This is a genomic window from Terriglobus albidus, from assembly GCF_008000815.1.
Taxonomy (GTDB): Bacteria; Acidobacteriota; Terriglobia; order Terriglobales; family Acidobacteriaceae; genus Terriglobus; species Terriglobus albidus_A.
Window position 1 is genome coordinate 4,842,126 of record NZ_CP042806.1, and the last position, 24,125, is coordinate 4,866,250.

At 59.8% G+C, this 24,125-nt stretch carries 13 protein-coding genes; 6 read left to right on the top strand and 7 right to left on the bottom strand.

What is annotated here, in order from left to right:
- The first annotated feature begins 155 nt into the window (after positions 1-155).
- From FTW19_RS19330 to FTW19_RS19340, 3 genes are read left to right on the top strand one after another with little or no spacing between them, the layout of a single operon-like run.
- Complete coding sequence (locus tag FTW19_RS19330) at positions 156-2,186, top strand: PAS domain S-box protein (protein ID WP_147649210.1); 2,031 nt, start codon at positions 156-158, stop codon at positions 2,184-2,186.
- Between the two features lie 23 nt (positions 2,187-2,209).
- The gene (locus tag FTW19_RS19335) at positions 2,210-2,989 is read left to right on the top strand and encodes a penicillin-binding transpeptidase domain-containing protein (protein ID WP_187143061.1); all 780 of its coding nucleotides are present in this window, start codon (positions 2,210-2,212) and stop codon (positions 2,987-2,989) included.
- The gene (locus tag FTW19_RS19340) at positions 2,986-4,659 is read left to right on the top strand and encodes a SpoIID/LytB domain-containing protein (RefSeq protein WP_147649212.1); all 1,674 of its coding nucleotides are present in this window, start codon (positions 2,986-2,988) and stop codon (positions 4,657-4,659) included. The genes FTW19_RS19335 and FTW19_RS19340 overlap by 4 nt, the downstream gene beginning before the upstream one ends.
- Here FTW19_RS19340 and FTW19_RS19345 read toward each other — a convergent pair.
- From FTW19_RS19345 to FTW19_RS19375, 7 genes are all read right to left on the bottom strand, one after another.
- Complete coding sequence (locus tag FTW19_RS19345; RefSeq protein WP_147649213.1) at positions 4,599-5,357, bottom strand: hypothetical protein; 759 nt, start codon at positions 5,355-5,357, stop codon at positions 4,599-4,601. The genes FTW19_RS19340 and FTW19_RS19345 overlap by 61 nt on opposite strands.
- Positions 5,354-10,036, bottom strand: coding sequence for an alpha-2-macroglobulin family protein (locus FTW19_RS19350; RefSeq protein WP_147649214.1), 4,683 nt, complete (start codon positions 10,034-10,036; stop codon positions 5,354-5,356). Before FTW19_RS19350 ends, FTW19_RS19345 begins: the two co-directional genes overlap by 4 nt.
- Positions 10,033-11,040 carry a DUF1175 family protein gene (locus tag FTW19_RS19355; RefSeq protein WP_187143062.1) on the bottom strand — a complete coding sequence of 336 codons (1,008 nt, stop codon included), beginning with the start codon at positions 11,038-11,040 and terminating at the stop codon, positions 10,033-10,035. Before FTW19_RS19355 ends, FTW19_RS19350 begins: the two co-directional genes overlap by 4 nt.
- Before the next feature lie 161 nt (positions 11,041-11,201).
- A complete protein-coding gene (locus FTW19_RS19360; RefSeq protein ID WP_147649216.1) occupies positions 11,202-14,060 on the bottom strand; it encodes a TonB-dependent receptor in 2,859 nt (952 codons plus the stop codon).
- Positions 14,061-14,271: 211 nt separating this feature from the next.
- Positions 14,272-14,718 (bottom strand): hypothetical protein, encoded by a 447-nt coding sequence (locus FTW19_RS19365; protein WP_147649217.1) that lies wholly within the window; start codon positions 14,716-14,718, stop codon positions 14,272-14,274.
- 70 nt (positions 14,719-14,788) lie between these two features.
- Positions 14,789-19,252 (bottom strand): glucoamylase family protein, encoded by a 4,464-nt coding sequence (locus FTW19_RS19370; protein WP_246153403.1) that lies wholly within the window; start codon positions 19,250-19,252, stop codon positions 14,789-14,791.
- A gap of 14 nt (positions 19,253-19,266) precedes the next feature.
- Complete coding sequence (locus tag FTW19_RS19375; protein ID WP_147649218.1) at positions 19,267-21,084, bottom strand: ABC transporter ATP-binding protein; 1,818 nt, start codon at positions 21,082-21,084, stop codon at positions 19,267-19,269.
- 348 nt (positions 21,085-21,432) lie between these two features.
- On the opposite strand from FTW19_RS19375, the gene FTW19_RS19380 reads away from it, so the two are divergent.
- The 3 genes from FTW19_RS19380 to FTW19_RS19390 are packed head-to-tail and all read left to right on the top strand — an operon-like array spanning position 21,433 to position 23,955.
- Positions 21,433-22,449: an ATP-grasp domain-containing protein gene (locus FTW19_RS19380; RefSeq protein ID WP_147649219.1), complete on the top strand. Its 1,017-nt coding sequence runs from the start codon at positions 21,433-21,435 to the stop codon at positions 22,447-22,449.
- 38 nt (positions 22,450-22,487) lie between these two features.
- Positions 22,488-22,817, top strand: a complete 330-nt coding sequence (locus tag FTW19_RS19385; protein ID WP_147649220.1) for a DUF6572 domain-containing protein — start codon at positions 22,488-22,490, stop codon at positions 22,815-22,817.
- A gap of 34 nt (positions 22,818-22,851) precedes the next feature.
- Positions 22,852-23,955, top strand: coding sequence for a carboxylate-amine ligase (locus FTW19_RS19390; RefSeq protein ID WP_147649221.1), 1,104 nt, complete (start codon positions 22,852-22,854; stop codon positions 23,953-23,955).
- The last annotated feature ends 170 nt before the right edge of the window (positions 23,956-24,125 follow it).

Below are 24,125 nucleotides of genomic sequence, written 5' to 3' on the forward strand. Positions count from 1 at the left end.
GGAGAGTGCAGCGGCGTTTTCATTGGGGAAAACGCCCATAGATGGAAAAGCCCTGCATTACACCTGCAGGAAAAATGCTCTAGCCTGAGAATTTCCCTGCGTGTTTCTGATTTGCCTTACAGAAGGATGCGTATCATCGTTCAACGAATATATCCATGACCCAGCAGGCTCCCTCAATCCCGCTTCCTCATCGCCGTACCCGTTTCCTTGACCGGCTGGATGCAGCGGTGGCTTCGCTCACGGATGCTGGAGAGGTGACGCGGATAGCCTGTAGCCTGCTGCGCGACGATCTTCGGGCATCGCGCTGCATCTATGCGGAGCTGAACCAGCAGGAGCATGAGTCATCTTCGTTCGGAGAGGAACAGGAGCACTTCACATTTCCTGCCCCCGCAATCCGGCCGCGCGAGTTCTCAGAAGCAGCAATGATCTCGTTACGCGCGGGTCTGACCTTCGTGATCGAAAACACCGAGACCGATCCACGAGTAGCCGCGTCGCGAGAGTCCTATCGGCAGGCGGATGTCCAGGCGCTGGTATGCGTACCTGTACCGAAAAACCAACCTCTGGCGGCTGCACTGGCTGTCCATAGCCAGCAGGCACGGCACTGGACTCCCCAGGAGATTGATCTCATTGAACAGGTCGCGGCACGATGCTGGGAGTCGACCGTTCATCTGGCCACGTTGCAGGAGCTGCGAGAGAGCGAAGAGAACCTGCGATTGGCCATGGAAGCGGCGAACTTCGGATACTATGCCTACGAACTGGGCGCGCCGCACATCAAGATCTCACACAGGTTCGCACGGATCTTTGGCTACGATCAGACACCAGAAGACTGGACCTTTGATCGCTGGGTCGAACATCTGCACCCGGAAGACCGGGATGGAATCCTGGACGTTGTACAGACCTCAGAGCTGCACAACAGCAGCATCGAATATGAATCGCGCATCTTTCCCGCTGGAGCCGAGCGTACGGAGGGCAATGTGCGGTGGGTCTGGCTGCGCGCTCGTTATTCTCACCGTGAAAGCGGCCGCCGCTATCGTTTTGGCGTCATCGCAGACATCACAGAACGCAAACAGGCCGAGGCCGCCCTGGAAGCAAGCCGGCGCGAGGCCTACCGGCAATGGACCGAACTGGAAGCCATCTATCAGACGGCGCCCATCGGATTGTCTCTCTATTCAGCAGATGAGTTTCGCTATCTAAGAGTGAATGATGTACAGATGGGCGTAATCGGTCTGCCACAGGACCAGATCATCGGACGTCCCTTCCGCGAAATTGCACCTGCTCTGTGGCCAGCGTGCGAGCCCATTCTGCGCAGAGTGGCCACAGGCGAGACCATTCGTAATGTCATGCTGGAAGGCGAGCTCTCCACGCGTCCCGGGCAGCATCGCTACTGGACGGTTAGTTATATGCCGGTACGAGGAGAAGACGGCACAATACGCGCGGTGGGTGCTGTGATCATGGAGACAACAGCGCAGAAACGGGCGGAACAGGCCTTGATCCAGAGCGAGAAGCTGGCTGCTGTAGGCAGGCTCGCGAGCTCCATCTCGCACGAGATCAACAACCCGCTGGAAGCGATCACCAACCTGCTCTATCTTGCGCAGCATACCGAGGGCCTGCCGCAGGAGGCAGCCGATGCCCTGATTCTGGCGGAAAAGGAGCTGATGCGGGTTTCGCAGATTGCCTCGCAGACGCTGCGGTTTCATCGCCAGGCCACAAAACCAACCTGGGTTACAGCGGTAGATCTCCTAAAGCCTGTTGTGGCTCTCTATCAAGGCAGGCTGACGAATTCCAACCTTCGCCTGGTGGAAGAACACCACAGCGCGGAGCCGGTCCAGTGCTTTGAGAACGATATCCGGCAGGTACTGAATAACCTGATCGGCAATGCCATCGATGCAATGAAGAACATCGGCGGCCGGGTTCTGATCCGCAGCCGTGAAGCGACCGACTGGAAGACGGGCCGCAGAGGTCTGCGAATCACGGTGGCCGATAGCGGCAGCGGCATGTCCGAGACGACACGCAGGAGTATCTTCACAGCCTTCTATACCACCAAAGAAATCAACGGCACCGGACTGGGCCTCTGGATCTCCTTCGGCATCGTCGGTAAACATGAAGGCGTGCTTCGGTTCTATTCCAGTGACCGTCCAGGCCACAGCGGCACGGTCTTCTCGCTCTTCCTGCCGCGATACGGATGATGCGGGTTCGATCATCGGCGATATTGCTTCTACTTCTTTCCGCGACCGTACTGCAGGCCGAGACGGCGCAGGTAGCTCTGCACAATGCCCTGGCACGCACGCAGGCTTCCGCTGTCGTACTAGACGCCGTCACCGGAAAGATACTCACGCGGGAAGGGATACCGCGGCGCGGCACACCTGGTTCTACGATGAAGCCGTTTGTGCTGGACTATGCCCTGCAACACGGGCTCGTGCAGCCGCAGACCCAGGCGTACTGCCGCCGCGATCTGCATATCGGCGGACGCAGCGTGCCCTGCACGCATCCGGCGGATGAACCGTTCTTCGATGCAGAGAATGCCCTGGCGGAATCGTGCAACACCTGGTTTGCGGCACTGGCGCAGCGTATGCCCGCCGGCGATGTCGAACAGGCGGTTGCCGCTACGGCGCTGCCACATGAGAACCTGCGCGGCGCGAACGTCGATCAGCGGCAGCTCGCCGTGTTGGGTCTTTGGGGCAGCACGGCGTCTCCGCTGGAGCTCGCGCGGGCCTATCGCTCGCTGTTCCAGAGATTGCCTCAGGGAGGCGTTGTCGAACGTGGGCTGCAGGCATCGGTAGAACGAGGCATGGCGAATCCGGCAGCAACCAGAGGAATAACTATTCTGGGTAAAACAGGTACCGCTCGCAATCCCGGCGAAAGCTGGACACATGGATGGTTTGCCGGCGTTGTTCCCGGACGTTGGATCGTCGTCATCTACATCCCGAAGGGTGATGGCGGCACAGCAGCGAAGCTGGCCCATCAGTTCTTTGAGGAGATGGCACATTGAAAGCAGTCTGGTTGCTGACGCTTCTTCCGGCATTGGCTATGGCACAAAGCGATGGCGGGGGCCGCGATGTCACCGTCGCCATGTTCGCCACGCACGCAGTCCATGCGGTCACACTCGCTGCCACTGGTGAGGGGGCATGGACAGCAACCTGCGCCACTTGTGCCCATCATCCCCTCACCACACCGATACACTTCGCAAAAGGTGAGATCTTTGCCGGAGGTCCTGTCCGGGTCACCGACGATGCTTCCAAAGAGACCCGCAATGCGACCGGTCTGTGGCATCTGCGCGCCACGACCAACGGGATAGATATCGTTCTTTCGCTTCCAAGTGAACGCTACGTTGCTGCCGTCGTCGCAGCCGAGGGCTCTCCCAGTGAGAAACCACAAGCGCTGGAGGCACTGGCGATCGTTGCCCGCACCTACGCTCTGAATGGACGACACTGGAAGCCTCGAGCCGGCCACCTGCCGGCGGAGCTTTGCGATAGCACGCAGTGCCAGGCCATGCACCTGGGACGGATCTCTACAAGCATCGAGACCGCCGTACGTTCCAGCACAGGCGAAACCATGTGGTTCCATGGACGCAGAGCCGAAGTCTTCTTCAGTCAGCACTGCGGCGGCGAGACCGAAGCCGCGGCCGCCGTATGGCCAACGCTGCGCACGGCAAAGTATCTGGCGGCGCATCCCGATACCTTCTGCATCCGCCGTGACAAAGCCGCCTGGCATACGGAAGTTCCCACGGCTCAGCTGATGGAGATCGCACACGCAGAAGGCTGGAAGATCCCGGCCCAGCTCGCAGATCTGCGTGTAACCCGACGCAGCCCTTCGCATCGTGTGCTCAAACTCGACCTCGTCGACCAGGACGGCACACGCTTCCCTGTCGCCGCAAGTTCATTGCGGCTGGCTATCGGCCGCGCGCTCGGATGGAACCGCGTGCGGAGCGATCTGTACGACGTTGCCGTACGAAATGACATCGTGGTCTTTGATGGACACGGCCACGGACATGGCGTTGGCCTATGCCAGGCGGGCGCGAGCGAGATGGCGGTGCAGGGCAAGTCCGCTCGCGAGATTGTCGAGTACTACTTCACCGGAGTCTCCGTGGGAGTTACATCGAATGATGCCGGCTGGCAGCAAAGCTCCAACGGTCCGCTGCGGATACGATCCGTTGGAAACGACACCGCGTATGTAGCAGCCATCCAGCATGCCTGGGCTGAGGCAGCCAAACGCTTCCCCATGCAGAAGACGCTGACACCTGAGATCGTCGCCGCACCATCGGTGGAGATCTTCCGGCAGATGACCGCCTCTCCCGGTTGGCTGCTGGCCGCGACACGCGGGAACACCGTGGTGTTGCAGCCGTGGAGCATCCTTCGCAACCAGGTAGACAGCGTGCTGCTGCACGAGTTCCTGCATCTGTGTGTCGAGTCGGAGGCCGGCGCCAAAGCTCCGCTCTGGCTACGCGAGGGCTTGGTGGAGTACCTGGCCGGCGACGCACAGAGCGGCGAGACGATGCGGGCTGCATCTCTGGAAACAGCGCTGCGTAATCCATCCACACAGCACGAAAGCCAGCAGGCTCATGCAGCGGCTGCAGCGAAGGTGCGCGGTCTGGTCGGCCGCTATGGAATCACTTCCGTGCGGGGCTGGCTGGCCTCCGGAGTGCCGTCCGGCATTGCCTGAGTCTGCGCCAGGATCGCCAGCAGCAGTGAGATCACCGCGCCGTCAAGGATGACGACAAAACCGAGGCGCACTATCAGGCTGAAGAGCTCTACACCGAGACCATGGCCAGGGGTCCAGTCCATCATCTTGCCGGTTACGGTTGTCGACAAGATGTAGAGCAACACCAGGGCGACCCACCAGGTGACGCTGACGAGAGTGCGGAATACGGCGCGCGGACGGCCAATCGTCACCGCATAACTGGCGGCGGCCAGGATGCCGCCGACGATCCACGTCAAGAGAGACCACAGCCAGCCGAACCACTGGTAGATGTGGTTATAGGTAAAGAAGCTCCGCAGACCGTGCGGGAAGCGTGAGTTCAGATAGCTGGCTCGCTGGGAGTCGCCAGCGTGCAGTGCCGTGATCCATTGCGAGAGCAGGCACCACAGCAACACGGCGACAATGATTGAAGCTGCGCCAATCAACAAGCGTCTGCGTGTGCGCTCTTCGTGCGCCAGCCAGAGTGCGATCCACGACTGTCCTCCGGTAGCAATGGCCAGGACCAGCAGGCCCAGAACAAATGAGGCCACCACCTGAAGCGCACTCGCGTCCGGCAGACGCAGCCACAACATCGCCAGCAGACAGACCGTGACGCCCAGGGCCGTCTCAAGCAGGAACAGCTTCAGGGTGAAGCGACGCAGTGCGCCGCGCAACAGGCTCATTGCGGACCTCCGGTGGATGGCTGCGGCACCTCAAGCCGCAGGGCGTCGCTGGTCGCCGAGACATTGGGCTGATACATCGCCTCAACGTGCGCCGGACTGATCTGGAAGACTCCCGGATTGACGACGCGGATGAGATAAAAGATCTCCTGCCGTCCATTGAATTCCGTCGAGAAGAAGGCAGCCCGGTCATCGTGGAACTCACTGCGGGTGTACCAGGAGTACCAGCCGCCAGGGCGCTGCTCGATCGGATAGCTATCCTCATTGCGGATGAACTCTGTCCCCGCGGGGATGGGATCTTCCAGCATGAGGTAGCGCATGGGAGCTCCGCCGATGGCCTCGTGTACTGCGAGCACATCGCCCACCTGCGCTGTGCCTGAGAGCGGCACCAGCGTATAGACCACCTTGCCGTCTTTCTGTGCGGGTTGAAGCTTGAAGTAGTCGCGCGTCAGGTTCAGGGTCATGCTGCCGGCCTGGTAGTCCTTCTTCTCGGTGGAGAAGTAGCGCCCGCGCACTGACCAGTAAAGCCGTCCATTTCCCTTGCGGGTGATCTGCAGATTATTCGCGTTGGGCGCCAACTGCGCTGTATCGATGGTGAGCGAGAGCGTGTTGCCGGTAAGCGACTCTCCGGATTTGAAGGTGCGCTGTGCGATTGATTTGCCGTTCAGCAGGACCTCCACCGAAGAGTCAGCACTGAGCTCGTGAGAGGCAGCGAGGTAATCCACCAGGCCGAAGAGAGCCGTAGCGGTCTGCTCAGTGGAATCCCACCACCCGCCGCTGTTCCGCGCCAGCATCAGCCACTGTGCCGCATTCGGCAGCATGGCATCGTTGGCGTCGACCTTGGACAGCAACCGCAGCACATAGGCTGTTGCTTCTGTGTCGTTCGGATATTCAGTATCAAGTGTGGGCACGTAGCTGCTCTTCCAGAAGACCAGCTCACCCTGGTGCTGAGCCTTCGACTTGAGCAGAGCTGCGATCTCGCTTGCCCGCTTATCGCCGGCCTGTAACATCGCCAGGCCGGTCATTGCCAGGGGTTCGGCATCGAGGTCCTTGCGACGGCTGTACTGCGCGTCGAACGCCTCGCTGAGCTGTTTGTCCCCAGCCATGGCCAGCGCATAGACAACGGCGGCACGTAGCTCCGGACGCATCCGCGGATGCTGCTGGAGCTGCTGCTTCAGATACTGCCGCCCGCGCTCCATCATCGACTGCTGCTCCGGCGTCAGCGGCGTAAACTCAGCTCCCGCGCCAAGTCCGGCAACCACATACGCAGTCATATGAACGCGGCTCTCGTCTTCCTTCCACCAGCCCCAGCCGCCATCGTCGTGCTGATAGTCCTGCAATCGTTCCAGGCCGGCGTCCATCTTCGCTCGCAGATCGGCAGGATCGATTCCGGAAGGCACCTTGAGTCTGGCCAGCGTCTCGGCCACGATGACGTTGGGCAGATAACTGGACATCGTCTGTTCGGTGCAACCGTAGGGATAACTGGTCAGGTAATCGAGCGCCGAGAAGAGCGAACCGGCAATGGTCGGGCTGACATCGATGCGGATGGAGTGTGCGGCTACATCGGTGTTGGCCGGGAAGTTGATGGGCACATTTGCCATGCCTCCGGTCAGAACGCCGCTTGGCGCGATGCTGCGGGCAACGCCTGCCGGTTCGACCGGGAAGGTGATCTCCAGAGCATCTGACTCAGCATCGGTGATAGCCGTCGCGGTGAGCTTCGCCGTTCCCACATGCGAGGCACGCAGACGCCACAGCGCCGTAGCCTCACCCTTGCCTGGGATGGTGATCTTTTGCTGATTGCCGATCACGGTATCGACACCCTCTACAGCCAGCGAGATGGTCGCTTCCTTTGCTGTATCGAGATAGTTGTGAACGATGACCGGCAGGGTGAGCTCATCGCCCTTCAGCAGGAAGCGAGGGTTGCCCATCCGTACCAGGACGTTCTTGCGTACCAGAACGCGGCTGATGGTGGAGCCGGCCTTCGAGTCCATGGTGATGGCTCGCGCGGTCGCGCGCCACGTCGTCAGCGAGTCCGGGAAGGTGAGGTTAACCGTAGCGTGGCCGCTGGCGTCGGTGTGAATGCTGGGCTGCCAGAAAGCTGTATCTGGAAACGCCTTGCGAACGCGGGGCTTCTGCTCGTTGCCAGGCTTGACCTGGGCGAGTTGCGGACGGTACCGGTTCGACCGCATGGCCAGCATCGGGGACTTGCTGCCGGCGGAGCCGCTGAAGTAGAAGTCGAGCGAGGAATCGGTCTGCGCCTCGGCATATCGCTGCGGATAGAGAGCCTTCACCATATCGCCGCTGCTATCGGGATAGAGCGAATAGATTGCCTCATCAACGACGCCAAGGCTGACATCGGCACTGACAGGCTTGCCGGCGAAGTCACGCGTCGTAATCTGATAGGTCGCCTGCTGTTGCGGCTGGAAGACGTCTTTCGAAGGCGTGACCTCAACCTGCAACTGCTGCTGAGCCGAAGGCACCTTCAGCATCTTGCTCGCCTGATAGAGCGTGCTGTTCTTGATAAACAGGGCGCTGACATTCACATTCGGCTGTGACTCCGCGGTGATCGGCAGATCGAAGGAGAGCGTCGTTCCGTCAGCATGCAGCAACTGGCGGCGCAACAGCGTATCGCCTTCGACGAGTACCAGGGCGTAGAAGCCGGGCTGGTCGGAGACCAGGCTGAGATGAGCCGTATCGCCGGGAGCATAGCTCTTCTTGTCGGCGATGAGCTGGGTTGTCGAGGAGCTTTCACCCCATCCGGCCTGTCCTGCACCGAGCACCCAGATCGAGGTGGTATCGACAGGCCCGCGCGTGCCGGGCTGTACCGGGGTTGCTGTCGCAACCAACTGAGTCGACATGAAGTTCGGCTCGTTCACCGTTATCTGGCCGGTCCCCTGCCCGCCCGCATCGGTCGTGACGTCGACCGCCGGGCCATCGATGACCTGTGGGTCGCGGCCATACTTCCGGTACTTGAGCTGAACGTGCACCTTCGCCGCGACTGGATGATTGTCGTAATCCACGGCGGTTACGCGGAAGCGGGCAGCTTCGCCGTTGTGGACGGCGTAGCTGATGGGCTCAATATTGATGCGAAAGGTGCCGTAGGTTGCCAGGAAACGGCCGCGGCCTGTGATCTCGCGGTTGGCTGCGTCGGTGACACCGGCCTCGACTGTATAGTCGTAGTCGCCGAAGTTCTTCTCATCGACGGAGGTAGGAACCTGAATGGTCAGCAGGCCGTTGGCATCGAGCTTGCCGGTCTTCTCGCTCTCTTCATCGCCGGCATAGCCGCTGGAATCCTCTCCGCTGTACTCGCTGGGAGATTCGTCGTTCTCTTCTTCCCCGCCCCACCAGTAATGCCGCTCGTGATAAACGCGGTACTTCACCTTGGCATTGGCAACGGGCTCGCCGAAGAAGTAGCGTGAATCAATGGTCACCGGCATGGTTGCGCCTTCAAGAACGCGACGCTGGGCTGAGGTTACAGTTACCCGATACTCGGGCTTGCGGTACTCCTCCACGTGAAAGCTGGCGAAGAGCCCGCCTGGTGGGTCACCGACGCGGATGGTGTAGTAGCCGAGCGCAGTATCGCGCGGCAGATCGATCTCGCCTGAGAGCGTGCCGGTGGGCGACAACGTCATCTGACGATCGAAGATGGCCTTATCAGTCGCATCAGAGATAGTGACATGGATATTCCCCTGTTTCGGCGCAGTAAGCAGGTTATTCGCGTGCTCACGAACGATCGCCTTCCAGTGCACCGTGTGCGTCGGCCGATAGACGGGCCGCTCGGTGTATACATAGCCGACATACTTGCCCCCTTCGCTGGAGCTCAGTGCCCAGGTGCCTGGTGTAGAGACGGCGATGTCTTTTTCCTTGGATGCCACCACCCAGAAGGCGTCCTCATGGGCGCGGTCGGCCGGGATCGGTAATTGTGCGACGCCATTCGCGTCAGTGCTGGCGGAAGCTACTGCCTTCTGCCCGAAGCCGGCATCGATCTTCACGCCTTCGAGCGGCTTACCGCTGATGCGATCTGTAGCATAGGCGAGTACGGCGCCGTTACTGGTACGCGTGACCAGCGCCATGGGAGTGACCATCACCAGGGTGTAGGCCTTTAGATGGCCGTCCGTCGCCTCCAACAGATACAGCCCCGCGTCCAGCTTCTGCTGGATGGGGAGATCGTTGTTATCGGAGACGTAGGTTGCCGGCACAACCTGTCGCCACCGGGCGACGAGCTGGCGCTGATTGAGGATAGGAATCTGCGCGAACTCGGCCTCGTTGATGATGCGGCTGCGGCGGGAGAGCGATGTCTGTTTGGCGCGCATGGAGTGGCGGGCTTCGCGCGAAAACTGGTACCGGAAGAAGTCTCGGATGCGCTGCCAGAGCTGCGCCTTCCAGTCGTGGAACTTCTCAAGCCAGGTCCGCTCGTCGATGTGTTCGGGACCATAGGAGTAGTCGGAACCGAAGGAGTGCAGCTCCTTCAGGTTCTCGACGAACTTGACCGGATCATCGACCCGATAGATGCGGAATTCCAGCGAGTCCACATCATGGGTATAGAGATGGATCGTCGGTTTATCACCCGGAGCGAAGGTCTTGCTTGTGCTCAGGTTGAAACTTTGCGCGCGTGCGGATGGGTTTGAGGGGAGGACGAGGGCGGCGAGGAGAGCGAAGAGAGCGAGGCCACGCGGTCTCATTGAGGGTCCTCTCGGAGGATAGACCAACGATACACGCCGAGAAAGTTGGTATTGTGTGAAACCGGCCTCCAGCGGGGATCGGGATGTTCCAGCAGATCTTCCAGAGCGACACGGCGGATCTCGCCAGGCCCAGAGCCGATGGGACCGGTGTGATATACCACCCAGTCTCGCTTGCTGCCGGTCACGATCATCGAATGGTAAGGAGAGTTCTGCTCCAGTTGCCGGTAAAAGAGCAGATCCCCTTCGCGTGCGGCATGAAGATCGCGGGAGACGAAGAATGTGTTGCGCTGCCACAGCGTCTTTGCGTCAGCAAACTGAGCGAAGCTGCCGTTGGTCAGGTCGACCGGGGAATACGCCCCGTCGCGCACACGGAAGAGGTTCGCTCCCAGAGGCGTTAGCGGATAGACGTACTGGCTGACAGAGCTGGAAGGTAAGGCGAACTCGATCGGCAGTGTTGCCTGCCAGACCTCATTATGCGCATGCAACGCTCCTCGATAGCACCAACGCAACAGAGCGGCGCAGTCATTGATCTCAGCCGGAAGCTTCTGCGGAGGAGCCGCCGCCGCCAGATCGGCGAGTGAGGAGAACCAGCGCCGGAAGGCGGCGCGGTCGGCAGAGCTGTGCAGGCGGAGATATTCCGGCGTGCCGTCGCCGAAGAGATCAGTTGCGTCTGACGTGAAGTCCAGCGGGATGCTCAGGAGCCTGGGACCGTAAGTGACCTGCAGCCACCGATGACCGGGCAGAACCGGCGACTGCACCAGGACGGAGCCGTCCTCCAGCACCCGCGTGGCAACAACATTGGGCAGGCTGCTGATCTGGAGTTCGGCGCGTCCTCTTCGAACAAGGTGCGCAAGGCGATGTTCACGGCCATCCGCCGGAAATATGTGCTGCACCTGCGTCAGCCGGATGCCCGGACGTCCGCGAAGAAACCAGACAGCGGCGGTGCCTACCAGGAGTGGCACGATGACGAGAAGAAGAATTCGGCCCTGCGTTGCTCGGCTCACGGGTTTCGAGAGTGAGCATAACAGGGCCGACAGAGTTTAATGAGCGCGTTAGAGCATTTCCCTGTAGGTGTAGAGTAGGGCTTCCGCATCTATGGGCGTTTTCCGCAATGAAAACGCCGCTCCACTCCTCTTCCGGGATGCTCAGCAACAGGGAAAATGCTCTAGAAACTAATTCGGGCAGCGAGCTGGATGCTGCGCGGATCTCCTACTCCGTTGGCTGCACCAAAAGTTGAGCTGGAAGTTGTGGGATACGCTCCCGTTCCCCAGGTTCCGTTGGGCAGCATGTCGTTACGGTGGTTCAACAGGTTGAAAGCCTCCGCAATTCCTTCCAGATGGATTCGATCCGTCAGAGCGATGGTCCGGTTGAGCCGGGCATTCACTCCGAAGAAGTCAAACCCGACGCCGGTGTTGCGGCCAATCGCCGCCCCGGCAAGGCCCTCCGTGCAGGGATTCGTCGTCGACAGTGAATAGCCGCCGACGCAGGGACGCTGCGTCGTCTGCTGCTTCGTCTGTCCGCCGGTCACGATATTGAACGGCAGCCGTGAGTAGTACTGCAACACTCCGCCGAACTGCCATCCGTGTGTGAGATGTCCCATCACCGTACTCGTATGTGAGGTTGGCGAGTGAACGCTGAAGTCGAAGACCAGGCGGTGACGCTGATCGTCATCGGAACGGCCTCGATCGACATTGAGATCGAAGTTGTTAATCGGCGAGGAGAAGAAGAATTCGCTGATATTGTTGATGGCCTTCGACCAGGTATACGAGACCCGCGCTGAACCCCATGAAACCGGCCGCTGCACCAGCGAGACCGCCAGACCGTCATAATACGAATCAAACAACGAATCGTAGTAGCGAACGTTGCCGCGCGAGTTATCTGGCCGCGTGCCGTCGAGGTTGATATTGCGGTTGATGGACGAAAGCAGGTGCAGGCCGCGTGTGTGCTGATAACTAAGTCCCAGAGTCGTTGCGCGAGCCAGTTGCTGCTCCAGGCCCAGGCTCACCTGCTGTGCATAGGCATTCTGAATTCCAGGACGCATCAGCGTGTAGCTGATCTTCGCGGCAGGATTCGGCGTAGTGGAGACGTTCGGAAACGACGGTGCACCAACGTCACCCGGAACATAGGTGTACTGCAGCAAGCGTCCCTGCGCCGGATCCTGCGTGTTATTGGCTGACAGCAGCGCATTCGCCAATGCGCGCAGTGGGATGCGGTCATAGAAGAGACCATAGCTGCCGCGCACCACGGTACGGTGATCGGCAAACGGCGACCATGCGAAACCGATGCGAGGGGAAAGATTATTCGTATCGGTATTCACGGTCGACAGAAATTGCAAGTCATAGCGTAGACCGGCGTTGATGGTCAGCGATGGAAGCGCCTTCCACTCGTCCTGCACGTAGAAGCCAATGTTGGGGTTGTTCTGAGTAATGAATGGCATGCCGAAGTTCTGGGCATAGCTGGAGTATCCGGTAGTGCTGGACAGAAAGGCCGTCAACGAGGGAAAGGTATAGTTTCCCGCAATCGACATAGGAAAGGTAATGGTGTCGCGGTTGAAGAGGAAATCTATGCCGGTTTTTACTGTATGGGCTCCGCGCTGCATCACCAGGTTGTCGACTACCTCATACAGGTAGTTCAGGCGAGCGACGGGAGAAGAAGAAAACCGTCCGAAGCTGGCGACTCCGCTGATCGTAATGGCCGGGCTGTTCTGAGTATTCGATGGAGCGTTCAGGCTGTCATAGGTGAACTGTCCCCTGGTCTCGTTGAAGGTGCGCGGCGAAAGCGTCGCGACATTACTCGCTGCAACCGTGTGATTGGTGTCGCGTACAGCGGTTCCATAACTCACGTCTGCCAATGCTCCGGCACCACGTGCGTTGACACTGTTCAGCCGGTAGTAGCTGTAACGCAACGTGAGCTGGTCTTTGTCACTGAAGCGATGGTCGCCGCGCAGGAAGAGGTTATCGGAGTGCACCGTCGTTGGGTAAAGGGTTGTCGTGCCGGTTCCTACCGACAACCGCGGACCGGCGAAACCGAGTGCGTTCAGGCGATTGTTGATCGCCGTGGCGTTCGCGGGAGAGATGGTCACGATTCCGTTCGTATTCAGTCGCCGGCCTTCATAGTTGCCGAAGAGGAAACTGCGATCATGCCGCAGCGGGCCGCCCAGGCTTACGCCATACTGCCCTTGCGTAAGCGGCAGCGTGGTACGCGAGAGTGGATTCTGCGCGTTGAGCCGCTGATTCCGCAGAAACCCATACGCTGTACCGTGCAGGTCGTTGGTTCCGCTGCGCGTGACGATATTGAAATAACCGCCCATGGCCCGGCCGAACTCCGCCTGGCCACCTGAGGTGACCACCTGGAACTCCCGCACCACGTCCATGCCGTATGAGTTGCCGGCGAGACCAGCGGCATCGTCGTTGGCGGAGAGACCATCCACCACAAAGCTGTTGGAGAAGTTCCGCTGGCTGTTGATGGAGTATCCCTGTCCGATGACCGGAGAGGTCTCGGCAAAGGTCTGCGTGCTGTTGGTATTGGTCGGGCTTACCCCCGGAGCCAGAAGAGCGAGATCCAGATAATTGCGACCGTTGTAGGGCAGCTCTGTCACTTCGCCCTGGTGCACTGTCTCCGAGATCTGGCTGCGGTTGGCTTCGAGGGGTAGCGCCGTTCCGCCCACGACTTCCACAGTGACGTTTTGCCCGACAACCGTTGCTTGCAGCGCAAGGTCGAGAGCAGCCCCGACACCGAGCTGCACCCTCAGGCTGGTTGCCTGGAATCCTCTCGGCTGGGCGGTAAAGACATATTCCCCAACAGGGAGAAAGGGTAGACGGAAGCGGCCGCGCTCATCGGTCATGGTCGTGTAGTTCTGATTCGTTGCGACAGAACGAGCAGTAACGGGAGTCTGAGCGATGAGCGCTCCCGAGGGATCGAGGACGCGGCCGGTGACGGAGGCGCTGGTCAGCGTCTCCTGCGCGTAGATAGCTGAGGTGGCAAAGAGGGACAGGGCGGCAAGGGCCGCTCTCCGGGTAAACATGCTTTCCTCCAAACGGATGGGCTGTCGCGGAGCGCACTGTGCAAAAGCAGTAAGGCGCGCCACACAACGACAGCAGAGACGTTCTTGAACCGTTGGCTAGAGCATTTTCCCTGTTGCTGGGTATCCCGGTAGAGGAGTGCAGTGTGGCGTTTTCATTGCGGAAAACGCCATAGATGCAGAAACACTGGTCTACACCTACAGGAAAATGCTCCTAGGAGAAAAGAAGGGCCGGCGGACCGCGCTCCGAATCGGAGAGCGTATGCAGTACTAACTGCTGCGAGAGAGGCCGGGCATAGATGTAGTCTCGCGAGGCGCGGACCGGAGGAAGGCTGGCAAAGAATGGAAGCGATGCAATCGGCTGCGCCGGAGCATCGATCGAAGCCGGGCAGTAAGGGCACTTCTCCGCCGGTGTAGCGACATGCAGATGGTGCGGCGCTGCATCCTGATCGGTCGCATCTTCTCTGGCCATCTCGGCCATAGCTGCGCTCATCGCCTTATCCGTCGTTCCCGCCATCATGCCCATAGAACAGTGATGTTTTCCGTGCCTTCGGCAGCACGGCGGCAGGTGCGCGTCATCGTCCTGCATGGCGGCCAGCAGAGGCGTGGCCAGCGGCAAGGCGAAGGCAACCAGCAACAGAATGGAGAAGAGTTTCCTCAATCTCCCTTGATTGCAACACTCCGTCGCGCCATGTGCAAGCGATTCGTCGAAAACCGGGCGGTATTCGACGTCAGGCCACGGCCTTCACCGGAGCCGTGGGAAGCTGTGGTTGCGTACGCTGAAGCTCCCGCAGGGCCGGCTTGCTGAGTGGGCGCTCGTGCAGCAGCAGCTCCGCGGCACGCACTTTGGCATTCGCATGGAACCAGTGCTGGAAGACGTTGTCGCAAAGCAGGTTGGTGACTGCAAGCAGGCACATGCCCTGGTGATGAGCCATCCAGCTCCGTACCAGCTCGGGCTGCTTTTGATTCAACCGATAGTCGGCCGCCTCATAGAATCCGTAATCACCGACCCAGCCCATCTGCGCCATCCACCGCAGGTTGGAAATCGCATGCTTGCGGATAAACGGCAACGTCAGGAAGGTGGAATAGGGCGAGATAACCGGTCCATCTTCGGCTCCATACTTCAGTGCCAGGTCAGGAATGCCCCACGCCTGGTACTGATAGCGTCCGTCGGGATCGCGTGTCGCCATGCCGCTCTCCGAGATGCCCCAGGGCATGCCTTTGACGTGATGTTGCTGAATGGCGATGGCAGACTCCATCGATCGCGTGATCAGCGTATCGGGATAGTGGCGCATCCACAGAGCGGGCATCAGGTATTCAAACATCGTGCCCGTCCAGGAGAGCAAAGCCGCCCGGCCGCCCACGATGACATGGGAGCGGCCCAGACGGAACCACGCCCGCTGCGGGATATCGCCTTTGGCAATGGCCAGGAAGGTGGCGATACGCGCCTCAGAGGCGACGAGGTCATAGCAGGCCGGAAAGAGTTCCTTTTGTGCTCCGTCGTATCCGATGGAGAGAAGCTGGCGCTGCGGCTCCAGCATGAAGTCGAAGCGCATGGCGTTGGCATGCCAGCCGCTGAGATTGGCGATGTGCTGCACCTCGTGCACCAGGGCGACAAGAGACTCCATCGCCGTCGGCATCAGGATCCGCAGCTCGATTGCCAGTTCGCGGTCTGCGCCGGTCGCAGCATTGGCCAGATGCATCAGGCGCTCGTCGAGAGAACGCACGTAGTCCACGGCATTCTGCAAGGCGGGGACAATCTCGTTCTCTGGATCGGCAAAGACCGTCAGATGAAACAGCGACTCGAACTTCGGCAGCAGCCAGGGGGTGTAACGCTCCACGTAGTCGATAAGCTGCTTCCGGCGGCGCTCTGCCTCCGCCAGCACCCACTCTCCCTGGGCGTCGATGCTGGGAAGCTCGACCAGCCAGCGAATGCTGTCACGCAGCGCCGCGACAGACTGATTCGGCGGGAACCCTTCGTGCCCCATCATCTTGCGGATCGCAGAGAACGTTGTCTGGGTGAGGAGCGGCTGCTTCAGAATGTCCTGCACACCGCCGGTAAGGGCATAAAGACTGGCTGCCAGGTTGCCGCTATCCACGGAAGAGATGGTGAATGGCGGAATCGCCTGCAATGTGGGGATGTTGATCCAGTTATAGATATGACCGTTTACCTTCTCCAGGCGGTCATAAGTGGCCATGGTGCCTAACGTGGCGCGGGTAAACTCCGGCACCGTAAGGAAGCCGAGCTGCAGGGCTGCCTGGCGTGCGTTGAAGAGCATGCCCAGATTGGTGGGCGAAAGCGTGCGTGTCTGGTGCAGATTCTCTTCCGTGACGTTGTCGGGAATCAGCCACTGATTCCGCTCGTCCCCAAACTCCGCATAGTATCGCCAGGTAAGCAGCGCCTGGCGCTCCAGGAACTCGCGATCCTCTGCCGACAGAGGAGCATCCAGCTTGCGCGGCGGCGAATTGAGCCAGCCGGTGATCGCCGAGGTGAGTGCCCAGAGGATGAGGATTGGACCGGCGATGAAGAGATCTTTCCAGTGATGCAACGCAATGACGACGCCGATGGCGAAGGCAATGGCGGGAGAGATCTGCAGGTAGATATCCAGCGAGCTCCGTGTGCGTGCCGCCTCTGCCTGCGCTGCAGTCTCCCACTCCAGCAGCTTTCGCCCGGTGAGGAAGCGCCGTACCAGCGAACGCATAATGGCATCGATGGAGAGAAATGCGTGATGGGGCAGAAACGCAAGATTGAGGAGATGGAATCCGAGTGAGGCCCAGAAGCCTCGGAAGCTCTCGATCACAGCCTCAGAGTTGCGGCGTGCCACGGCGCGGCCGATATTGAAGGCAAGCTGCACAAAGACCGGGAAGAGCAGCAGCATCAGGGTGACGAAGGTCCAGTAGCGGGCGCCTCCGGGCAGGAAGAGCCAGCCGCAGATCAGAAGGATAAAAGTGATGGGCTCCACCAGGCTGCGGCGCAGGTTATCGAAGATCTTCCATTGCGAGATCATGTTGATGGGGTTCTCAACCATCCGGTCCGACTCATCCGGAACGCTGCTGAAGAGCCATTGCAGGATCTGCCAGTCGCCGCGCACCCAGCGATGTTTCCGGCGTGTATGCGCCGAGTAGTGCGACGGATAGTCGTCGATGACCTCAATGTCTGTTACCAGGCCGGCGCGAACATAAGCTCCCTCGATCAGATCGTGCGAGAGCAACACATTCCGCGGGAAGCGGCGATCAAGCACCTCGTGCAATACTGACGCCTCATAGATGCCTTTGCCGGTGAAGCTGCCCTCGCCGAAGACGTCCTGATAGACATCACTTACGGCCCGTGTGTAGATATCGAAGCCGGTCTCGCCGGAGTAGAGGGACGCAAGCCGCGAACGCGATGCCGATTTAACGCTGACACCGACACGAGGCTGCAGAATGCCATAGCCGCGTGTAACGATCCGGCGACGCGGGTCGATGATCGCCTGATTCAGTGGATGCGACATGGTGCCGATCATCCGTGCGGCAGTGTTACGCGGAAGTTGGGTATCGGAGTCGAGCGTGATGATGTAGCGTACGCGCTTCAGCACACTGACCGGACCCGCCTTTACCGGGAAGCTGTCGAACTCGCTTCGCAGCAGTTTGTTCAGATCGAGCAGTTTTCCACGCTTACGCTCCCATCCCATCCATACGCCCTGGCGGGCGTTGAAGACGCGATGCCGGTGCAAGAGCAGGAAGCTGCCGCCTTTATCCTTCGCGTAGCGCGCGTTCAACTGGTCGGTCATGCGCACGGCAAGATCCACAAGCTCATTGCGGTCTTCCATACGCGGACGAATCTCAGAGTCTGGCAGATCGGTCAGCAGACCGAAATACAGATTCGGATCGGTGTTCGAGAGATAGCGCGCCTCCAGCTCATCAAAGAGGTCGATGATCTGCTGCTCATTCAGCAGAAGCGTCGGTACCACGATGAAGGTCGCCGCATCTTCCGGGATGCCTTTGGTGTAGTCAAGCTTGGGCAGAGCACGCGGCCGGATAAAGGCGGTGATCGTGTTGTTGACCAGGTCGCTGGCCCCCTGCGTCGCCGGCAACAGGGCAAGCAGCAGGGTGCCCATCACCGCCAGAAACGCATGGTTCGGCACCAGGGGAACAATGAATGCCGCGATCGACAGCACCGAAACGACGAAGATGCTGAGGATATAGGCCTCTTCGCGGTTGGCTGCCAGCGCGGCGCGCACACGATCGACCAGCGTGGGGTGATACCCGATGCGATTCTCCAGCTCCGGGAAACCTTCTTCAAAGAGGTAGTAGCCCACGTGTGCAAGGCGCCGCGCCAGACGCTGATCGGAGGGAGGATTGATCTCTGCCTGCCGTGCAAGATCAAGTGCAATATGGGCTACCTGCAATTCGCTGCAATCGGAACGGCATGCCAAAGCGGCAATACGTTGCAGATATCCCGAACGTGTCTCTTCATCCATCGCCAGAAAGACGCCGTAGGGATCACGCGCAAGGACGGGATAGAACGCCACCATATCCGGCGTGAGCAACGACCACTCAAACTGCTGCAGACGCCGCAGCGAATGAAGCGGCGCGGAGAAGGGCGAGTCCTCGATCGGGGGCATGGCGCCGGTAAACGCCTCTCTGGCGCGGTCGAGAAGGAACTCCACCTGCGCAAGACGTAGAAAGAACGGAAGTGCAATGGTCTCGTGCAGTAGCAGCGGATCTTCGGTTTGAACGACCGAGACGAAGACGAGGAGCGATTCGGGCGACCAGATGCCTCCTGCCGCGTCCAGGTACTCTTCGGCGACGCGCATGGCGCGGGGCAACGCTCTATCTCCGGGAACAGTCACGCGCGGAAGCCGGCGTACATTCTTTTTGCTGCTCTCCGCCTCGGTGAGCACCGCCTGCAGCATGCGTGAGCTCTCCAGAAGTTCCAGCGGAGGCGTGAGCTTACGGAGATCGGCAACCGCCTCGCACTGGCGCAGAGTCTCGCTCAACCGTGCCGTTACACGTTCAAGCCGCACTCCCAGGTCGTCCGGTGCATCCTTAGGATCCTGTTTCACCGGTCGCCAGGCTGCCAGGAGCGACTGTGCGCGTTGACGCAACACGTCGTCGCTGACAAAAGGCTTCTCCGGCAGACCCTCGGTCTCAAAGACCGGAGCCGTGAGAGGCAGGTGCTCGAGTTCTGTATGGCCCTGAACTTCTGTCATCATCCTTCTTTCGCTCGTTAGCGGTAACTTGCCGCTTGCATCTCAAACATCTCGGCGTAGAGCCCACCGGATTCCATCAACTTCTGGTGATTTCCTTCTTCGATCAAACGACCGCCGCTCAGCACTACGATGCGATCTGCCATGCGGACGGTCGAAAAGCGGTGCGAGATCAGCAGCGCCATCTTGCCCTGCGTCAGTTCGGCAAAGCGTTCAAAGACCTCAAGCTCACTGCGGGCGTCGAGTGCCGCCGTGGGCTCATCGAGAATCAGCAACTGCGCGTCCCGCAGATAGGCGCGCGCCAGCGCGATACGCTGCCACTCACCGCCCGAGAGCTCCACACCGCCCTCGAAACGCCGGCCCAGAAGCTGGTCGTAGCCGTGCTCCAGCTTCGCCACCACAGTGTCAGCGAGACTTTTGTGGGCGGCATATTCGATCTCGCCCGCATCGAGTTTGCGGTCAACACGGCCGACGCCGATGTTTTCGCGCGCACTCATCTCGTACTTCATGAAGTCCTGAAAAATGACGCCGATCTCGTGGTGCAACTCCTCCAGCTTGTACTCGCGCAGGTCGCGGCCATCCAGAAGGATCTGGCCCTCGGTAGGGTCATACAGCCGCGTGATGAGTTTGACGATGGTTGTCTTTCCCTGTCCGTTCTCACCGATCAGGGCAACACGCTCTCCGGGGCGAAGCGTGAAGGTGAAGTTTTTGAGCACCGTACGGTTGGTTCCGGGATAGGTAAACGACACATTACGGAACTCGAATCCTTGACGAATGGGATTTGGCGCCGGTAGGCCCTTGGGATCGGACCTGACCGTCGGTTCCATGCGGAAGAATTCGATCAGATCGGTGAGGAACAGTGCCTGATCGGCGATACCGGAGGCCGTGGAGAAGACCTGCTGCAGGTTCGAGTTGGCCTGCTGGATCGATGCCGTAAGGAAGGTGAAGTAGCCGATGCTGTACTCGCCCTGGATCGTCCTCCAGATGACGTAGACGTAGGCGCCGTAGTAGCCCAGGGTGCTGACAACATTCAGCAGGCCGCCGATCAGCAGCTTGCGACGCGCAAAGGCGGTGTCTTCGGCATGGATCCCCCGCGCCAGCTCGTCGAACTTGCCGGTGAAGTAATGGCTCAGACCGAAGAGCTTGATCTCTTTGGCGCCGTCGCGGCTGCCGGCCACCTGGCGAAGGTAGTCCATCTGCCGCTTTGCCGGTGTCTGCCGAAAGTTCTTGGCATAGCCGAGGAAAGCAAAGTGGGTCTCGCCGAGGAACGATGGCAGCACACCCACCAGCATCAGCAACACCAGCCACGGCGACGCCAGTACCAGGGCCGCGGAGAAGACGAAGGTCGTGATGATCTGCTGCAAGAGGCGGCCGATCTGCTGAATCATCACCAGGCGGTCCGTTGCCTGCACCCGTGCGCGCTCCAGACGGTCGTGGAAGATCGGATTTTCGTAGGTGGTCAGGTCCAGCCGGGCGGCCTGCTCCATCACTTTGACCGAGGCGTAATGGGTGTAGCTGTTGGCCAGCAGCGCATCGCTGAAATCGATTGCCCGCATCATGAGACCAAGCAGAACGTTGATACCGATCTCGGCAGCGACCAGATACCAGAATCGCGGATCGAGCGAGCGCCCGCGCAGCGTATCCGCAATGTCATTGATGATGTACTGTACGATCTTGGCGGCGGCAAAGGGGCACAGCGCCACGATGATCCGCAGGATCACACCCCAGATCACGGCGGCTTTGCTGGAGCGCCACATAATCGTGAGCACCATCGGCACGTTGCGCAGCGCGGCAACGCGTTCGCGCCAGGGGTTCTGGTTGGTGGTCTTCTCGCTCATGGACTCTCGGTCAAGGTTTCAGGACTGCGTCGAAACGATCGCGTGTGCGGAACGCGACACAGTGGCTGCTCCGTAGGATGCACGCAACTGTTGTGGAGGTTGTGCAAACAGAGGCATCGGAGCTTATCGTTATGCAGGAACTCGGGACACTCTGCATAGACCAACATGAAAGGCGATGCATCCGTCAACACACCATGAAAAGTTCCGTCTCGCTTGATTCCTTCATAAGCTTGGTGCGCGGCTTCTTAACCAGAAGCCGTCGGGAGGAACTTTCATGGTTCTCCCCGGCGCTTCTTTTCATACACTCGCACTACACTAGCGTGAAGTGAACGGAGGATCCCCCCAACTGTGAAGACGATCGGCGTTCTCTTTGGCATGGAAAACACCTTCCCCGGCGCCCTGGTGGAAAACATCAATGCGCGCGGGCTCGACGGCATTCGGGCAGAGTTTGTGCAGGTTGGCGGTGTCGAGATGGACGCGGCTTCGGGCTACGACGTCATCGTCGACCGCATCTCGCATGACATTCCCTTCTATCGCAGCTTCTTGAAGAACGCCGCTCTCCGCGGAACGCAGATCATCAATAACCCTTTCTGGTGGTCGGCGGACGACAAGTTCTTCAACTATGCCCTGGCCTCCCGGGCCGGGGTTGCGGTTCCGCGCACGGTGCTTTTGCCCTCCAAGCAACTGCCTCCGAACACCACGGAGCGCTCCATGCGCAACCTGCAGTATCCGCTCGACTGGGACACGATCTTCAGTTACGTCGGGTTCCCCGCCTTTCTGAAGCCGCACGACGGCGGCGGCTGGCGCGATGTCTACCATGTCCATAACGCGGAAGAGTTTTTCCACGCGTACGACCAGACCCGCGACCTGTGCATGGTGCTGCAGGCGGCCGTGAATTTCACAGAGTACTTCCGCTGCTACGTCGTCGGCCAGAAGAAGGTGCGCATCATGCAGTACGATCCGCGGCGGCCGTACCATGAGCGTTATGTGCACGACGGTCCGGCGCCGGCCAAGGCACTGCTGAAGCGCGTCGAGAAAGATGCCCTGACCCTCTGCCAGGCGCTCGGTTACGACCTGAATACGGTGGAGTTCGCCTGTGAGAATGGCGTTCCCTATGCGATCGATTTCATGAATCCGGCGCCCGACGCTGACCTGCACTCCGTCGGCAAAGCGAATTTTGACTGGGTGGTGAATGCCGTCGCCGACCTGGCGATCGCACGGAGCAAGCTGAGCGGCAAACCTCCTGAGCTGAAGTGGTCTGCCCTTCTCGGTGCTCCGGAGGAAAAGCCGGCGAAGAAGTCCTCAAAGAAGCCGCCGATGACTCCGAAAGCTCCAAAGCCTCCGAAAACGCCGAAGAAAAAGTAGCGGCGAGCAGGCCCAGCGCCCCGGCGTAGAGTACATGTATGGTTGATGAACCCAACAAGGTAGATCAGGTCTCCGTCACCAGCGACGGAGCTTACGTGCTCACCATCAAGGACCACTGGGACTGGGAAGTGGACTTCGATCACGTGCAGGTGTTGGAGGACAAACTGAACGCCTATCTCAGCTTTATCGAGGGCGGCCAGATGGAGGAGCTTTATCCTGCGTCGGTCCGATTGCCGCTGGAGATCGACATCCAGTTCCAGTTCGCTCCCAGCGAGCTGGGGCTCCAGTTCCTTGACGCCGCGAAGAAAACCATCGAAGAGGGTGGCTACAAACTCACCTGGAACATCGCTACGCAAGCCGATGCCTGACAAGCTTCCGGGGGCCTGATACCTTCATCTCACCATGCGCCCATCGTTCACGCTCGGCATTGAAGAGGAGTACCAGACCGTCGATCCTGAAAGCCGGGATCTTCGCTCGCACATCGCCACCGAGATGCTGGCCAAGGGCAGGCTCCGGCTGGAAGAGCGCGTGAAGGCTGAGATGCATCAGTCTGTCGTCGAGGTAGGCACGCGCGTCTGCCGCAATATAGAAGCGGCTCGCGAAGACCTTTACGATCTGCGCCGCAATATGGTCCGGCTGGCCGAAGAACACGGTCTGCTGCTGGTCGCCGGCGCAACGCATCCTTTCGCGGACTGGCGTGTGCAGGAGATCTATCCAGACGACCGCTACAAACGCGTCGTTGAAGATCTGCAGCTTGTCGCCCGCGCCAACCTCATCTTCGGCCTGCACGTCCATGTCGGCATCGAAGACCGCGAGGCGGCGATTCGCATCATGAACTCGATGCGGTATTTTCTGCCGCACATTCTGGCGCTGAGTACAAACTCTCCGTTCTGGCTGGGGATGGAGACCGGCTACAAGAGTTATCGCGCCAAGGTCTTCGAGAACTTTCCGCGGACGAATCTCCCTGACAGCTTCGCGAGCTACTCGGAGTTCGAGAACTACGTCAATCTGCTGATCAAGACCAACACGATCGACAACGCCAAAAAGATCTGGTGGGACGTCCGTCCTCACCCTTTCTTTAATACCGTCGAGGTGCGCATCTGCGACATTCCGCTGCGCGCGGAAGAGTCGATTGCCATCGCCGCGCTGATCCAGGCCACCGCCGCTAAACTCTACAAACTGCACGAAGCTAACGTGGACTTCCGCCAGTACAGCCGCGCGCTGCTGATGGAAAATAAGTTCCGCGCCGTGCGATACGGCCTTGATGGAAAACTGATCGACTTCGGGAAAGAGACCGAGGTCGCCGAGCGGGATCTGATCCGCGAATACCTCGCCTTTGTCGATGACGTTCTGGACGAGTTAGGCTCGCGAGCTGCAGTCGAGGAGCTACACAACATTCTGGAACGGGGTTCCGGCGCCGACCGGCAACTTGCGGTCTTTCGCCAGACCGGCAGCCTGCGCGCTGTCGTCGATTACATGGCGGCGGAGACCAGGGCCGGTCTGTAACGAATTCATGACAATCAAATTTTCTGTTCATTCCTCTTTTCAGAAAATTTAATCCGGCGTACATTTGTCTTCAGAAGAGCAGTTTCTGCTGCTTTACGTTTCCGTACATTTTTTGTTCCCTTTTGGGTTGTGGCAAGTTTTTGCAGTCTCCGGCGAAGCTATCGCCGATG

Excerpts from the sequence above, each read along its gene's own strand:
- FTW19_RS19375 (WP_147649218.1), bottom strand. The coding sequence starts at position 21,084 with ATGAGCGAGAAGACCACCAACCAGAACCCCTGGCGCGAACGCGTTGCC.
- FTW19_RS19345 (WP_147649213.1), bottom strand. The coding sequence starts at position 5,357 with ATGAGCCTGTTGCGCGGCGCACTGCGTCGCTTCACCCTGAAGCTGTTC.
- FTW19_RS19330 (WP_147649210.1), top strand. The coding sequence starts at position 156 with ATGACCCAGCAGGCTCCCTCAATCCCGCTTCCTCATCGCCGTACCCGT.
- FTW19_RS19360 (WP_147649216.1), bottom strand. The coding sequence starts at position 14,060 with ATGTTTACCCGGAGAGCGGCCCTTGCCGCCCTGTCCCTCTTTGCCACC.
- FTW19_RS19390 (WP_147649221.1), top strand. The coding sequence starts at position 22,852 with ATGCGCCCATCGTTCACGCTCGGCATTGAAGAGGAGTACCAGACCGTC.
- FTW19_RS19350 (WP_147649214.1), bottom strand. The coding sequence starts at position 10,036 with ATGAGACCGCGTGGCCTCGCTCTCTTCGCTCTCCTCGCCGCCCTCGTC.
- FTW19_RS19370 (WP_246153403.1), bottom strand. The coding sequence starts at position 19,252 with ATGATGACAGAAGTTCAGGGCCATACAGAACTCGAGCACCTGCCTCTC.
- FTW19_RS19385 (WP_147649220.1), top strand. The coding sequence starts at position 22,488 with ATGGTTGATGAACCCAACAAGGTAGATCAGGTCTCCGTCACCAGCGAC.